14 protein-coding genes and 1 pseudogene are annotated in these 13,310 nt (G+C 72.6%); 12 read left to right on the forward strand and 3 right to left on the reverse strand.

The genetic code is table 11. From position 1 onward, the window contains the following. The first annotated feature begins 36 nt into the window (after positions 1-36). Together D7M15_RS24790 and D7M15_RS24795 are read left to right on the forward strand one after the other, a co-directional pair. Positions 37-669: a bifunctional 4-hydroxy-2-oxoglutarate aldolase/2-dehydro-3-deoxy-phosphogluconate aldolase gene (locus tag D7M15_RS24790; RefSeq protein ID WP_121521348.1), complete on the forward strand. Its 633-nt coding sequence runs from the start codon at positions 37-39 to the stop codon at positions 667-669. A 70-nt stretch (positions 670-739) separates the two neighbouring features. Continuing rightward, positions 740-1,282, forward strand: a complete 543-nt coding sequence (locus D7M15_RS24795) for a GNAT family N-acetyltransferase (RefSeq protein WP_121519531.1) — start codon at positions 740-742, stop codon at positions 1,280-1,282. Positions 1,283-1,356: 74 nt separating this feature from the next. Here D7M15_RS24795 and D7M15_RS24800 read toward each other — a convergent pair whose 3' ends face one another. From D7M15_RS24800 to D7M15_RS24810, 3 genes are read right to left on the reverse strand one after another with little or no spacing between them, the layout of a single operon-like run. Further along, a complete protein-coding gene (locus D7M15_RS24800; RefSeq protein WP_121519532.1) occupies positions 1,357-2,184 on the reverse strand; it encodes an SAM-dependent methyltransferase in 828 nt (275 codons plus the stop codon). Between the two features lie 34 nt (positions 2,185-2,218). After that, the gene (locus D7M15_RS24805) at positions 2,219-2,464 is read right to left on the reverse strand and encodes a DUF397 domain-containing protein (protein WP_121519533.1); all 246 of its coding nucleotides are present in this window, start codon (positions 2,462-2,464) and stop codon (positions 2,219-2,221) included. 2 nt (positions 2,465-2,466) lie between these two features. Beyond that, a complete protein-coding gene (locus D7M15_RS24810) occupies positions 2,467-3,324 on the reverse strand; it encodes a helix-turn-helix transcriptional regulator (protein ID WP_121519534.1) in 858 nt (285 codons plus the stop codon). Between the two features lie 213 nt (positions 3,325-3,537). On the opposite strand from D7M15_RS24810, the gene D7M15_RS24815 reads away from it, so the two are divergent. From D7M15_RS24815 to D7M15_RS24860, 10 genes and pseudogenes are all read left to right on the forward strand, one after another. Next, positions 3,538-3,996, forward strand: a complete 459-nt coding sequence (locus tag D7M15_RS24815) for an ATP-binding protein (protein WP_240649467.1) — start codon at positions 3,538-3,540, stop codon at positions 3,994-3,996. Positions 3,997-4,326: 330 nt separating this feature from the next. Next, a pseudogene (locus D7M15_RS24820) lies at positions 4,327-5,063 on the forward strand (GntR family transcriptional regulator). Positions 5,064-5,140: 77 nt separating this feature from the next. After that, complete coding sequence (locus D7M15_RS24825) at positions 5,141-6,169, forward strand: sugar ABC transporter substrate-binding protein (protein WP_121519535.1); 1,029 nt, start codon at positions 5,141-5,143, stop codon at positions 6,167-6,169. Positions 6,170-6,312: 143 nt separating this feature from the next. Next, complete coding sequence (locus D7M15_RS24830) at positions 6,313-7,299, forward strand: sugar ABC transporter substrate-binding protein (protein ID WP_121519536.1); 987 nt, start codon at positions 6,313-6,315, stop codon at positions 7,297-7,299. Continuing rightward, a complete protein-coding gene (locus D7M15_RS24835) occupies positions 7,296-8,348 on the forward strand; it encodes an ABC transporter permease (RefSeq protein WP_121519537.1) in 1,053 nt (350 codons plus the stop codon). Before D7M15_RS24830 ends, D7M15_RS24835 begins: the two co-directional genes overlap by 4 nt. Then, positions 8,349-9,227 carry an ATP-binding cassette domain-containing protein gene (locus tag D7M15_RS24840; protein ID WP_121519538.1) on the forward strand — a complete coding sequence of 293 codons (879 nt, stop codon included), beginning with the start codon at positions 8,349-8,351 and terminating at the stop codon, positions 9,225-9,227. A gap of 200 nt (positions 9,228-9,427) precedes the next feature. Next, entirely contained in the window at positions 9,428-10,573 is a 1,146-nt protein-coding gene (locus D7M15_RS24845; RefSeq protein ID WP_121519539.1) for an ROK family glucokinase, read from the forward strand. Next, complete coding sequence (locus D7M15_RS24850; RefSeq protein WP_121519540.1) at positions 10,570-11,289, forward strand: hypothetical protein; 720 nt, start codon at positions 10,570-10,572, stop codon at positions 11,287-11,289. The genes D7M15_RS24845 and D7M15_RS24850 overlap by 4 nt, the downstream gene beginning before the upstream one ends. Positions 11,290-11,363: 74 nt before the next feature. After that, positions 11,364-12,638: a 4-carboxymuconolactone decarboxylase gene (pcaC, locus tag D7M15_RS24855; protein WP_121519541.1), complete on the forward strand. Its 1,275-nt coding sequence runs from the start codon at positions 11,364-11,366 to the stop codon at positions 12,636-12,638. A gap of 13 nt (positions 12,639-12,651) precedes the next feature. Continuing rightward, positions 12,652-13,308, forward strand: a complete 657-nt coding sequence (locus D7M15_RS24860; protein WP_121521352.1) for an MBL fold metallo-hydrolase — start codon at positions 12,652-12,654, stop codon at positions 13,306-13,308. Positions 13,309-13,310 lie beyond the last annotated feature (2 nt).

Below are 13,310 nucleotides of genomic sequence, written 5' to 3' on the forward strand. Positions count from 1 at the left end.
GCGGCCGGGTCCGACCGGAAGGGGCGTTCCACCACCGTGTACCGCTGGGAAATCACCCGCGCCGCGCTCGAACAGCGCGTCGTCGCCATCGTGCGCGCCGACAGCTACGAGCGCGCCACGACGCTCGCCGACACCCTCCTGCGGGGCGGCATCACCTGTCTGGAGATCTCCCTCACCACCCCGTTCGCGCTGGAGGCCGTGGGCACCCTCCAGCGGGAGACCGGCGACGACGCGGTGATCGGCGCGGGCACCGTGCTCGACGCGGCCGCCGCGCGGATGGCCGTCGACGCGGGCGCCCGCTTCCTCGTCTCGCCGAGCCTCGACGCGGAGGTGATCCGTACGGGGCACCGGTACGGCGTGCCCGTCTTCCCCGGCGTCGCCACCCCCGGCGAGATCGTCACCGCGCTGGAGCTGGGGGCGGACGCGCTGAAGCTGTTCCCCGCCTCGGCCGTCTCGCCCGGCTGGGTCAGGGACGTACGGGCCGCGCTGCCGCAGGCGGCGCTCGTGCCCACCGGCGGGGTCACGCCGGAGGCGGCCCCGGACTGGATCGCGGCGGGCGCCGTCGCGTGCGGCATGGGCGCCGCGCTGTCCGAGGGGGACCGGACGACCGTCGCCAAGCGGGTCGCCCGGCTGCTGAGCCGGCTGGAGGAAGCCGACGGGACCCCGTGACGTACGAGGCACGCGCCGGGTGCCGCCACCCCGCGGGGTGGAGTCGGCCCGGACGGAAGGAGGGCGCGGCATGAGGATCACCGAGTGCCGGGAAGACGACGTGGAGCTGCTGGACCGTCATCTGCCGTCCCCTGACGGCCCGTTCCGGCACGCCCGGAGCTACGCGCGCCACCTGGACCGTTCCGGCACCCTCCTCGTCGCCTGGCGCGACGGCGGCACCGCGTCGGCGCCCGGGGACGCGGACCGGCTGCCGGTCGGCAGCTGCGAGGTGCGCTGGCAGGGCTGCGAGGCGCCGGAGGTGAGGTGGGCGCACCCGGACTGCCCGGAGATCCGCGGCCTCGGCCTGTGGCCGGAGGTGCCGCGGGCCGAGAGCGCGGGCACCGCGCTGGTCGGCGCGGCGGAGCGGGTCGTACGGGAGCGGGGGCACGCCGCGGTCGGCCTCGGCGTGGAGAAGAACAACCCGCGGGCGGAGGCGCTCTACCGGCACCTCGGGTACGAGCCGTCCGTCGCGTACCTCTTCTGCTGGTCCTACGAGGACGCGGACGGCGTCGCCCACCAGGTGGCCGACGCCTGCACGTTTATGGTCAAGCGGCTGCGCGACACCGCCCCGTGACGCGAAGCGCGGGCCGTACGGAGCCCCCCGGCCCGTACGGCCCGCGCGGCCGCGACGACGTACCCGCGCGGGCCCTACGGCTTGCGCGCCACGCCCGCCCACAGCGACGCCTCGGCGTCCGTCACGTCCGCCAGCGAGTCGTCGCCGTCCGGCCGCCAGCGGTGCGCCACGACGATGCCGGGGTCCACCAGCTCCAGCCCGTCGAAGAAGCGGGTGACCTCGCTCCGGTCGCGGGCCTGGCCGTCCTTCATGCCGCGCGAGTGACGGCTCAGCGTGCCCGTCATCCGTTCCCAGGTCTCCGGGTCCAGCTCGGCGGTGACGTGCGACAGCATCAGGTAGCTCCCCGAGGGCAGGGCACCGACCAGGGCGTCGACGATCTCGTACGGCTTGTCCTTGTCGGTGATGAAGTGCATCAGCGCCATCAGCGACAGCGCCACCGGCTGCCCGAAGTCGAGCGTCCGGTGCAGCTCCGGCGAGGAGAGGATGCTCTCGGGGTCCTTGGCGTCCGCGTGCAGGTAGACGGTGCGGCCCTCCGGGGCGCTCTCCAGCAGCGCCTCGGAGTACGTGAGCACGATCGGGTCGTTGTCCGCGTACACGACGCGGGTCTCCGGCGCGACGGCCTGCGTCACCTGGTGCATGTTCGGCTCGGTCGGTATGCCCGCGCCGATGTCGAGGAACTGCCGTACGCCCGCCTCCGCGGCGAGCCAGCCCGCGGCGCGGCGCATGAACCAGCGGTTGACGCGGGCGCAGGTCCGTACGTTCGGCCAGAGGGAGATGACGGCCTCGGCCGCCTCCTCGTCGACGCCGTAGTGCGTCTTGCCGCCGAGGAAGTAGTCGTACATGCGCGCCGAGTGCGGGGTCGTGGTGTCGATCTCGTCGCGCGGAAAGCTGTAGCCGGTCATGGGCGTGGCCCCTCCGTGGAGCACTCGGTCGGGCTCAGGTCAGCAGGAAGTCGGCGTCGCCGTTCTTGGCGCCTTCGATGAACGTCTCGATCTCGTGCGGCGTGTATATCAGGGCCGGTCCGTCCGGGTCGTTGGACTGCCGCAACGCCACCCGCCCGTCGGTGAGTTTGAGCGCCTCCACGCAGTTGCCGCCGTTGGTGCCGCTCCACGGCTTGTGCCAGCCGTGCGCCCCCAGCTCCCTGGCGGGCATGCCGTTGTAGATGTGGTCCCTGCGGTCCATGGTCAGAGCTCCTTGCGCAAGTCACCGAGGATGCGCTCGGTGTCACCTAGCGGCGCGGCCTGCGCGCCCATCCGGTCCAGCGCCTCCAAGTAGGCGACGGTGTCGGGGCGTTCGTCGTGGTAGACGGCGCCCGTCAGGCTCTCGGTGTAGACGATGTCCGGAAGCTCCGGGATGTCGAACCGAAAGAGCTGGAAAGGGCCGAACATGCCGGGATGCGGACCGGTGGCGTACGGCAGGATCTGCAACGTGACGTTGGACGTCGCGGCGGCCGCGGCCAGCCGGTCGAGCTGGGCGCGCATCACCTCGGGCCCGCCGACGGGTCGGCGCAGCACCGTCTCGTCGATCACGGCCCACAGGCGCGGCGGGGACGGCCGGGTGAGCAGCGACTGGCGTTCCATGCGCAGCGCGACGCGGCGGTCCAGCTCCTCGGCCGGGGCCGTGGGGAAGCCGACGCGCAGCAGGGCCCGCGCGTAGTCCGCGGTCTGGAGCAGCCCGGGGACGCAGTGCGGCTCGTACGCGCGGATGAGGTTCGCCGACTCCTCCAGGCTGACGTAGAGGCTGAACCAGGTGGGGAGCACGTCGCGGAAGCGGTGCCACCAGCCGGGGTTGCCCGCCTCCTCGACCAGGGAGAGGAACGAGCCGGTCTCCGACTCGGGGACGTCGTAGACCTGGAGGAGCTTCTCCACGTAGACCGGCTTCAGGCCGACGTCGGCCTTCTCCATCCGGCGGATCGTGGTCTGGTTGACGCTCAGTGCCCTGGCGGCCTGTTCGAAGCTGACGCCCGCCCGTTCCCGCAGGTCCCTGAGGCGCAGGCCGAGGACGATCTGTCCGACGGTCGGCGCCGAGCGCGCTTCCGGCACCGCGGTCACCTCCTGGCCCGAGTCGCGACGGTCTTTGAGCAGTCAACTGTTCTTTACACCAGCAGTGTTACACGCTCACCAGGGTTCGAACAGTCTGCGAGGTCTATTATGCAATTCGCAGAACGCCCCTTGCCTTATGCCCCGTGCGCGGTGGATAGTTGACCCTGGACGTTCGCAAGCCCGGATCATCCGAGGATGGAAGGCGGAGTGGCCGTGGCCCTACCTCGTGGCACCACGGTGCTCGCGCTCCCGCAGGAGGACGGCGCGGACACCGAACTGCTGTGGGCGGGCTTCGAACTGCCCGCGTGCGGGACCTCCGTGGAGGACGCGCGGCGCCGCGTGCACCGGCAGCTGCGCCGCTGGGCCTTCCCGCAGGACGTCTGCGACACCGCCCAGCTGCTGGTCTCGGAGCTGTTCACCAACGCCGTCCTGCACAGCGACAGTTCACGGATCAGCTGCCTGATGCACGGCGGCGGCACCCGGTTGCGGATCGAGATCCACGACCAGGGGAGCGAGTCGGCCGTGCCGTTGCCCTGCTGGGCGACACCCGAGGACGAGCACGGACGCGGTCTGCTGCTGGTCGACACCCTCTCCGAGGAGTGGGGCGTCGACCGTACGGGGGAGGACGGGGGCCGTGTGGTCTGGGTGGAGCTGGGTCCCATCTCCACCTGACGGACACGGGGGTCGGTACGGGACGGGGGGCCGTACCGACCGGGGACGCCGAGGCGGCTGACGCCGGAGCGCCCGAGGAGGGGGAACGGAGCCCACGGGGGAAACACGGGGGCCGTTCCGGGCCCGGAGCCTCGTCCCGGGTCGGGAACGGGCGCGTGGCAGGGGTCGTACGTGCCGTGGGGGGCGTCGTACGGCCCCTGCTCGTGCGCGTCGCCCGCCCAGGGGACCCGCGCCGGTGGCGTCGCGTCGCGTTGTCCGGACAATCGGACGTACGGCTTTCCGGGTCCCGGGCCACGGGTTACGCTCACGCAGGTGGCCAAGAAGGAACCGGTGGACCTCCCGCTGAGCGTGGACCGCAACAGCCCGGTCCCGCTCTACTTCCAGCTCTCGCAGCAGCTCGAAGCCGCCATCTCGCGGGGGACCTCGCACCCGGCGGCCTCCTCGGCAACGAGATCGAGCTGGCCGCCCGCCTCGGCCTCTCCCGCCCCACCGTCCGCCAGGCGATACAGGCCCTGGTCGACAAGGGCCTGCTCGTCCGCCGCCGTGGCATCGGCACCCAGGTCGTGCAAAGCCGGATCCGTCGGCCGCTGGAGCTGAGCAGCCTCTACGACGACCTGGAGGCCGCCGGCCAACAGCCCGCGACCCGGGTGCTCCGGGTGGAGAACCAGGAGGTGGACGCCGAGGCCGCCGCCGCGCTCGGCCTCGCGGAGGGCACCGAGGTGCGCGTACTGGAGCGGCTGCGCATGACGCGCGGCGAGCCCATCGCGTACCTCCGCAACCACCTGCCGGTCGACGTGGTGAAGACCGAGGCGGACGAGCTGGAGCGCACCGGGCTGTACCGGCTGATGCGCGGCGCCGGGATCACGCTGCACAGCGCCCGCCAGTCGGTCGGGGCGCGCGCCGCCTCGGCGGCGGAGGCGGAGCTGCTGGAGGAGCGGCGGGGGGCGCCGCTGCTGACGATGCAGCGGACGACGTTCGACGACACGGGGCGGGTGGTGGAGTACGGCTCGCACCTGTACCGGGCGTCGCGCTACTCGTTCGACTTCCAGCTGCTCGTCCGCGGCTGACCCGGCGCACCGGCCCCGAGCCGTACGGGGACGGCAGGACCATTGACGCCGCCACGGCGCCGGGCTAGAACTCCGCCATGGTGCAACGGCGTACAACGCGACGGAGTACGGCCCGGCGGCGTACCGCGCGCACGGCGGCAGTCCTGGTGACCGCGGCGCTCCTCGCCGCGGGGTGCAGCAGCACCGGCGGGAAGAAGGCGGCGGAACGGGAGTCGGGCGCGGGCGGCGGCAAGGGCGTGGACACGCCCCGGATGGACATCGCGATGGTGTCGCACTCCGGCGACGGCGACACGTTCTGGGACATCGTGCAGAGCGGCGCGAAGCAGGCGGCGGTCAAGGACAACGTCCGCCTCGACTACTCCCACGACGAGGCCGGGCCGCAGCAGGCGCAGCTGGTGCAGACCGCCATCGACAAGAAGGTCGACGGGCTCGTCGTCACCCTCGCCAAGCCCGACGCGGTCGGCCCCGCCGTACGGAAGGCCGTCGAGGCGGGCATCCCCGTGGTCACCATCAACTCCGGCGCCGAGCACTCCGCGAAGCTCGGCGCGCTCTCCCACATCGGCCAGGACGAGAAGATCGCGGGCGAGGCCGTCGGCGCCGAACTGAACGCGCGCGGGCACGAGAAGGCGCTCTGCCTCATCCACGAGCAGGGCAACGTCTCCCTCGACGAGCGCTGCGCGGGCGTCGCCGACACCTTCGACGGCGAGGTCGACAACCTCAACGTCGACGGTACGAACATGCCCGACGTCGAGTCGTCCGTGACCGCGAAGCTCCAGTCGGACGAGGACGTCGACACCGTCGTCGCGCTCGGCGCCCCGTTCGCGGCCACCGCCGCCAAGGCCGCGGACGCCACCGGCAGCGAGGCCGAGATCAACACCTTCGACCTGAACGCCAAGGTCGTCGCCGGACTCAAGGACGGCACCATCGGCTTCGCCGTCGACCAGCAGCCGTACCTCCAGGGCTACGAGGCGGTCGACGCGCTGTGGCTGCACGCGTACAACGCGAACGAGCTGGGCGGCGGCCGACCCGTGCTCACCGGCCCGGCGATCGTGACGGAGAAGGACGTGCCGCGGCTGGAGAAGTACACCGGGCGTGGGACCCGGTGAGGGACCGCCCGGCGGCGGTGCCCGATACTGTTCGGCAGTTCCGCAGCGATCACGAGGACGACCTGCGGCTCCCCCCGTGTCGAGAGGTCGGGTCACCCGTGTCCACTGAGCAGTACGTACGCCGCCGTCCCCGCCGGTCGCGGATGCTCTCGGCGGCGGTGGCCGCGGCCGTGACCGCCGTCGCGCTCGCGGGGTGCAGCAGCACCGGCGGCAAGCGCGCCGAGGAGGAGCGCGCCGCCGACGCCGGGGGCCGCTCGGCGGTGAACACCCCGCGCTGGAAGGTCGCCATGGTCACCCACTCGGGAGACGGCGACACGTACTGGGACATCGTGCAGAGCGGCGCCAAGCAGGCGGCGGTCAAGGACAACATCGAGTTCCTCTACGCGCACGACGAGGAGGCCGGGCGGCAGGCGCAGCTCGTCCAGTCGATGATCGACAAGAAGGTCGACGGGCTGATCGTCACGCTCGCCAAGCCGGACGCCATGAAGGGCGTCGTCGCGAAGGCCGCCAAGGCGGGCATCCCGGTGATCACGATCAACTCCGGCCAGGAGAAGTCGAAGGAGTTCGGCGCCCTCACCCACATCGGCCAGGACGAGACCGTCGCCGGTGAGGCCGTCGGCACCGAACTCAACGAGCAGGGCCGCAAGAACGCCCTCTGCGTCCTGCACGAGCAGGGCAACGTCGGCCACGAGCAGCGCTGCGACGGCGTCGAGAAGACCTTCGACGGCAAGCTGAAGAAGCTCTACGTGGACGGCACCAACATGCCCGACGTGCAGTCGTCCGTGACCGCGAAGCTCCAGTCGGACGAGGACGTCGACACCGTCGTCACCCTCGGCGCCCCCTTCGCGGCCACCGCCGTCAAGGCCGCCGAGGAGGCCGACAGCGACGCCCGTACGGTCACGTTCGACCTGAACGCCAAGGTCGTCGCCGGGCTGGAGGACGGCTCGATCGGCTTCGCCGTCGACCAGCAGCCGTACCTCCAGGGCTACGAGGCCGTGGACCTCATGTGGCTCCACCGCTACAACGCCGACATGCTCGGCGGCGGCAAGCCGGTCCTCACCGGCCCGCAGATCCTCACCAAGAAGGACGCGCCCGAGCTGGCCGACTACACGGAACGGGGCACGCGATGACCGCCACGTCCTCGACGAAGGAGAGCGCGGAGGAGCTGGACGAGCGGCTGGTGCGCCGGTCGCTCGTACGCGGCGCGATGAGCCGCCCCGAACTGGGCGCGGTGGTCGGGGCGCTCGCCGTCTTCGTCTTCTTCTCCGTCGTCGCCGACAGCTTCCTGGAGACGTCCAGCCTCTCCACGGTGCTGTACGCGTCGTCCACCATCGGGATCATGGCGGTGCCGGTGGCGCTGCTGATGATCGGCGGCGAGTTCGACCTGTCGACGGGCGTCATGGTGACCAGCTCGGCGCTGGTCTCGTCGATGTTCAGCTACCAGATGACGGCCAACGTGTGGGTCGGCATCGGCGTCTCGCTGCTCGTCACGCTCGCCATCGGCGTCTTCAACGGCGTGATGCTGAGCCGTACGAAGCTGCCGAGCTTCATCATCACGCTCGGCACCTTCCTCATGCTGACGGGCCTCAACCTCGGCCTCACCAAGCAGATCAGCGGCACCGTGTCGACCAAGAGCATCAGCGACATGGAGGGCTTCCCCGCGGCGCAGAAGGTCTTCGCGTCCCAACTGACCCTCTTCGACGTGGACTTCCAGGTCACCATCCTGTGGTGGTTCGGCCTGGTCGCCGTCGCCACCTGGGTCCTGCTGCGCACCCGCGCCGGGAACTGGATCTTCGCCGTCGGCGGCGGCTCCGACGCGGCCCGCGCGGTCGGCGTCCCCGTCGCCCGTACGAAGATCGGCCTCTACATGGGCGTGGCGCTGGCCGCCTGGATCTCCGGCCAGCACCTGCTGTTCAACTACGACGTCGTGCAGTCCGGCGAGGGCGTCGGCAACGAGCTGATCTACATCGCCGCGGCCGTCATCGGCGGCTGTCTCCTCACCGGCGGCTACGGCTCCGCGGTCGGCGCGGCGGTCGGCGCGTTCATCTTCGGCATGACGAGCAAGGGCATCGTGTACGCGCAGTGGGAGCCGGACTGGTTCAAGTTCTTCCTGGGGGCGATGCTGCTGCTCGCGACCCTGCTGAACGCGTGGATTCGAAAGCGTGCGGAGGCGAGCTGAGTGAGCGCCCTGATCGAGCTGACCGACGTCAGCAAGCAGTACGGCCACATCAAGGCCCTCGACGCGGTCTCGCTGGAGGTGCACCCGGGGGAGATCACCTGCGTCCTCGGTGACAACGGCGCGGGCAAGTCGACCCTCATCAAGATCATCGCGGGGCTGCACCGGCACGACGCGGGCAGCTTCACCGTCGAGGGCGAGGAGACCCGCCTCGGCTCCCCGCGCGAGGCCCTGGACCGGGGCATCGCCACCGTCTACCAGGACCTGGCCGTCGTCCCCCTGATGCCGGTCTGGCGGAACTTCTTCCTCGGCTCCGAACCCACCGTCGGCCGCGGCCCGTTCGCCCGCCTCGACGTGGCCCACATGCGCCGTACGACCCACGCGGCGCTGCTGCGCATGGGCATCGACCTGCGCGACGTGGACCAGCCGATCGGCACCCTCTCCGGCGGTGAGCGGCAGTGCGTGGCGATCGCCCGCGCCGTCCACTTCGGCGCCAAGGTGCTGGTCCTGGACGAGCCGACGGCGGCGCTCGGCGTGAAGCAGTCCGGCGTCGTCCTGAAGTACGTGGCCAACGCCCGCGACCAGGGCCTCGGCGTCGTGCTGATCACGCACAACCCGCACCACGCGTACCTGGTGGGCGACCGCTTCGTCCTGCTGAAGCGCGGCGCCATGGCGGGCAGCCACGCCCGCGCGGACATCACCCTGGACGAGCTGACGCGCCAGATGGCGGGCGGCAGCGAGCTGGACCAGCTCAGCCACGAGCTGGGCGGCCGGGCGGCGCCGGGAGCCGCCGCCGAGGTGAGCGCGGCGGCCGGTACGGGCGGGGGCGCGGACGGCGCCGGGGAGACGCCCGCCCCGCCGGAGAAGCCCGCGGCGGAGTGACGGGAGGGCGGCCCCGGGCCCGTACGACCGCGCGGCGGAGTACGGGCGGGGCCGCCCCGCCACTCGTGGCACAATCGGCTCGCGGGCTCTCATGCCACCACCGACCGACCGCCGAGACCACGCAGAGACGAGACGACCGTGCGCGTACCCACTCGCAGCCGTCCGCGCATCACCTCCGCAGCGGAGGCGGGTGCCGGAGCGTGAGCATCTACCGCGAGCGTGCGTACAGCCGGACCTCACCCAGCGCGAGCGTCCTGCGGACGGTGAGCACGCGGGAACGGCGTTCGCACCTGTCCGCGCCCCGAGTGCCGACCGTCGGCATCGACATCGGCGGCACCAAGGTGATGGCGGGCGTCGTCGACGCCGACGGGAACATCCTGGAGAAGGTCCGCGCGGAGACGCCGGAGAAGTCCAAGAGCCCGAAGGTCGTCGAGGACACCATCGTCGAGCTGGTGCTCGACCTGTCCGACCGGCACGACGTGCACGCCGTCGGCATCGGCGCCGCCGGCTGGGTGGACGCGGACCGCTCCCGCGTGCTCTTCGCGCCCCATCTCGCGTGGCGCGACGAGCCGTTGAAGGACGCGCTGACGATGCGCCTCGCGGTGCCGGTGATGGTCGACAACGACGCCAACACCGCCGCCTGGGGCGAGTGGCGCTTCGGCGCGGGCCGGGGCGAGGACCACCTCGTGATGATCACCCTCGGCACCGGCATCGGCGGCGCGATACTGGAGGACGGCCGCGTCAAGCGCGGCAAGTACGGCGTCGCGGGCGAGTTCGGGCACATGCAGGTCGTGCCCGGCGGCCACCGCTGCCCGTGCGGGAACCGCGGCTGCTGGGAGCAGTACAGCTCCGGCAACGCGCTCGTCCGCGAGGCCCGCGAGCTGGCCGCCGCGGAGTCCCCGGTGGCGTACGGGATCATCGCCCGCACCGGCGGCCACCCGGCGGACATCACCGGGCCGATGATCACCGAGCTGGCGCGGCAGGGCGACGCGATGTGCGTCGAGCTGCTCCAGGACATCGGGCAGTGGCTCGGCATCGGCATCGCCAACCTCGCCGCCGCGCTCGACCCGTCGTGCTTCGTCATCGGCGGCGGCGTCAGCGCGGCCGACGAACTCCTCATCGACCCCGCCCGCGACGCGTTCCGCCGCCACCTCACCGGCCGCGGCTACCGCCCCGAGGCCCGCGTCGCCAAGGCCCAGCTCGGCCCGGAGGCGGGCATGGTCGGCGCCGCCGACCTGGCGCGGCTGGTCGCCCGCCGCTTCCGGCGGGCGAACCGGCGGCGGCTGGAGCGGTACGAGATGTACGAGCGCGCCGCGGACAACCTCCGCCGGGCGGTGGGCCAGTGAACGCCGCGCCCGGCACCCGTACCGGCCCCGCCGAGCCCGGCGACGACCCCGTGGCGGAGCACGCCGGGGAGCGCACGGGCGCGCCCGCGGGGCAGGAACCTCCGGGGGACGGGCCCGCGGCGGGCGGGCCACCGGCCGGTGGCCCGGCGCAGCCGTACGCCTCCGGGCCGCCGCCCGAGCGCGGCTCCCCGCAGTGGCTGCGGCGCCGCCTCGTCACCCTCGCGGTGGTCTTCCTGCTGATCGCCATTCCCGCGGGCTATCTGGTCATGTCCGCGTTCGTCAGCCGGGACACGGGCCGCTCGAAGGCCCGCGAGGTGACCCTCACCAGCCTGTACTGGCACTGGCCGAGCCGCGTGCAGCAGCGGATCTACGACGTGGACGTGCCCGACCACGCGCGCAACGTCGCGTACTACGAGCAGAACTCGTGGAAGGTCAGCTCCCTGCACACGCAGTTCCGCGTCCAGCACCGCAAGCTCGACGCGTTTCTGACGTCCGTCGGCTCCTCGCGCTCCGCGCTGAAGGAGGGCTGGCGGAACGGCGTCACCAAGGAGCACGGCGACGAGGTCGGCTGGGACTTCGAGGCGGGGGAGCACCGTTACTGGGGCATGGTGCACCAGCGTTCCAAGGGCACCCCGGAGCTGGAGATCACGGTCGACACCTCCACGCCGAAGGCCACGGTGTACGTCGTCTCGACCGTACGGTTCCGCGGACCGTAGCCGGACGCCGGTTCCGGACGGGTCAATTCCGGGGCCGTGCGGCGAACCGGCACAACCCTCGATAGCGTGAACGGGTGAGCGAGACGAAGACCCTCCAGCACCGGACCGACGGCCCGGACGACGCCCCGCTGCTCGTCCTGGGGCCCGCGCTGGGCGCCACCTGGCACATGTGGGACCGGCAGATCCCCGAACTGACCAGGCACTGGCGCGTCCTGCGTTTCGACCTGCCGGGCCACGGCGGCGCCCCCGCGCACCCCGCCGCGGCGACGGCCGACTACGCGCAGCGGCTGCTCGCGACCCTGGACGCGCTCGGTGTCGACCGCTTCGGCTACGCGGGCTGCTCCCTCGGCGGCGCGATCGGCGCGCGGCTCGCGCTGGACCACCCGGGGCGCGTCTCGTCGCTCGCCCTGCTGTCCAGCTCCGCGCGGCACGGCACCCCCGACTCGTGGCGGCAGCGCGGCGTGGTCGTGCGCACCAACGGGCTGGAACCGATCGCCGGTTCCACGCCCGAGCGCTGGTTCACGACGGCCTTCGCGGCGGCCCAGCCAGCGATCGTCGAGTGGGCCGTGCAGATGGTCCGTACGACCGACCCCGGCTGCTACATCGCCGCCTGCGAGGCGCTGGCCGCGTTCGACATCCGTACGGAGCTGTCGCGCATCGGCGTGCCCACGCTGGTGGTGGCCGGTGCCGACGACGAGGCCACGCCGCCCGCCGACGCCCGTGCCCTGGTCGCCGGGATACCCGACGCCCGCCTCGCGATCGTCCCCGGCGCCTCGCACCTGGTGCCGGTCGAGCAGCCCGGCGCCGTCACCGAACTGCTCATCCGCCATCTGACCACCACCTGGCAGCAGTCCCCGGCGGGCCCGCCCGCCCCGGCGCCCGTGCTCGCGCCCGCGCCCCCGCAGGCGTCCGTGATCGCGGAGTTGGAGGCGGCGGAGACGCCGTTCGCGCGCCCCGACCCGTACGACGCGGGCATGAAGGTACGCCGCGAGGTGCTGGGCGACGCCCACGTGGACCGCGCCGCCGCCAACGCGGACGACTTCACGCAGGACTTCCAGGACTTCGTCACGCGCTACGCCTGGGGCGAGGTCTGGACGCGGCCCGGCATCGACCGCCGTACCCGCTCGGTGGCCACCCTCACCGCGCTGACCGCCCGCGGGCACTACGACGAACTGGCCTTCCACACGCGCGCCGCGCTCCGCAACGGCCTCACCCCCGCGGAGATCAAGGAGGTCCTGCTGCACGCGGGCGTGTACTGCGGCGTGCCGGCCGCCAACACCGCGTTCGCCGTGGCCCAGCGGGTGATACGGGAGGAGACGGCGCCCGAGGCGGAGGGTTCCGGCGCGTAGCACAATGGCGCGCATGGAACTCACGAAGAAGGGCCACGCGTGCGTGCGCCTGACCAAGGACGGCGGCACGCTGGTCATCGACCCGGGCGCGTTCAGCGAGCCGGACGCGGCGATCGGCGCGGACGCCGTCCTGGTCACCCACGAGCACCCGGACCACTTCGACGAGGGGCGGCTGCGGGCCGCCCTGGAGGCGAACCCGGCGGCGGAGCTGTGGACGTTGGCCAGCGTCGCGGAGCAGGTCGCGGCGGCCTTCCCGGGGCGCGTCCACACGGTGGGGCACGGCGACACGTTCACCGCGGCGGGCTTCGACGTCGAGGTGCACGGCGAGCTGCACGCGGTGATCCACCCGGACATCCCGCGCGTCACCAACGTCGGCTACCTCGTGGAGGGTTCGGTCTTCCACCCCGGCGACGCCCTCACCGTCCCCGGCCGCCCCGTCGACACGCTGCTGCTGCCGGTGCACGCCCCCTGGAACAAGGTCGGGGAGATCGTCGACTACCTCCGCGAGGTGCGGCCCCGGCAGGCGTACGACGTCCACGACGGGCTCCTCGGCGACTTCGGGCACGCCGTCTACGGGCGGCTGCTGGGCCCCGGCGGCCCGGGGGTCGGCGGCGCCGAGCACACCCGGCTGGAACCGGGCTCGACCGTGCCTGTCAGTGCCGGGCGGTAGGT

The sequence above is a fragment of the Streptomyces sp. Z26 genome, from assembly GCF_003665095.1.
Classification (GTDB): domain Bacteria; phylum Actinomycetota; class Actinomycetes; order Streptomycetales; family Streptomycetaceae; genus Streptomyces; species Streptomyces phytohabitans.

Bases quoted from the DNA above. Each gene is read 5' to 3' on its own strand.
- D7M15_RS24795 (WP_121519531.1), top strand. From the start codon at position 740: ATGAGGATCACCGAGTGCCGGGAAGACGACGTGGAGCTGCTGGACCGT.
- D7M15_RS24800 (WP_121519532.1), bottom strand. From the start codon at position 2,184: ATGACCGGCTACAGCTTTCCGCGCGACGAGATCGACACCACGACCCCG.
- D7M15_RS24805 (WP_121519533.1), bottom strand. From the start codon at position 2,464: ATGGACCGCAGGGACCACATCTACAACGGCATGCCCGCCAGGGAGCTG.
- D7M15_RS24825 (WP_121519535.1), top strand. From the start codon at position 5,141: ATGGTGCAACGGCGTACAACGCGACGGAGTACGGCCCGGCGGCGTACC.
- D7M15_RS24830 (WP_121519536.1), top strand. From the start codon at position 6,313: ATGCTCTCGGCGGCGGTGGCCGCGGCCGTGACCGCCGTCGCGCTCGCG.
- D7M15_RS24835 (WP_121519537.1), top strand. From the start codon at position 7,296: ATGACCGCCACGTCCTCGACGAAGGAGAGCGCGGAGGAGCTGGACGAG.
- D7M15_RS24860 (WP_121521352.1), top strand. From the start codon at position 12,652: ATGGAACTCACGAAGAAGGGCCACGCGTGCGTGCGCCTGACCAAGGAC.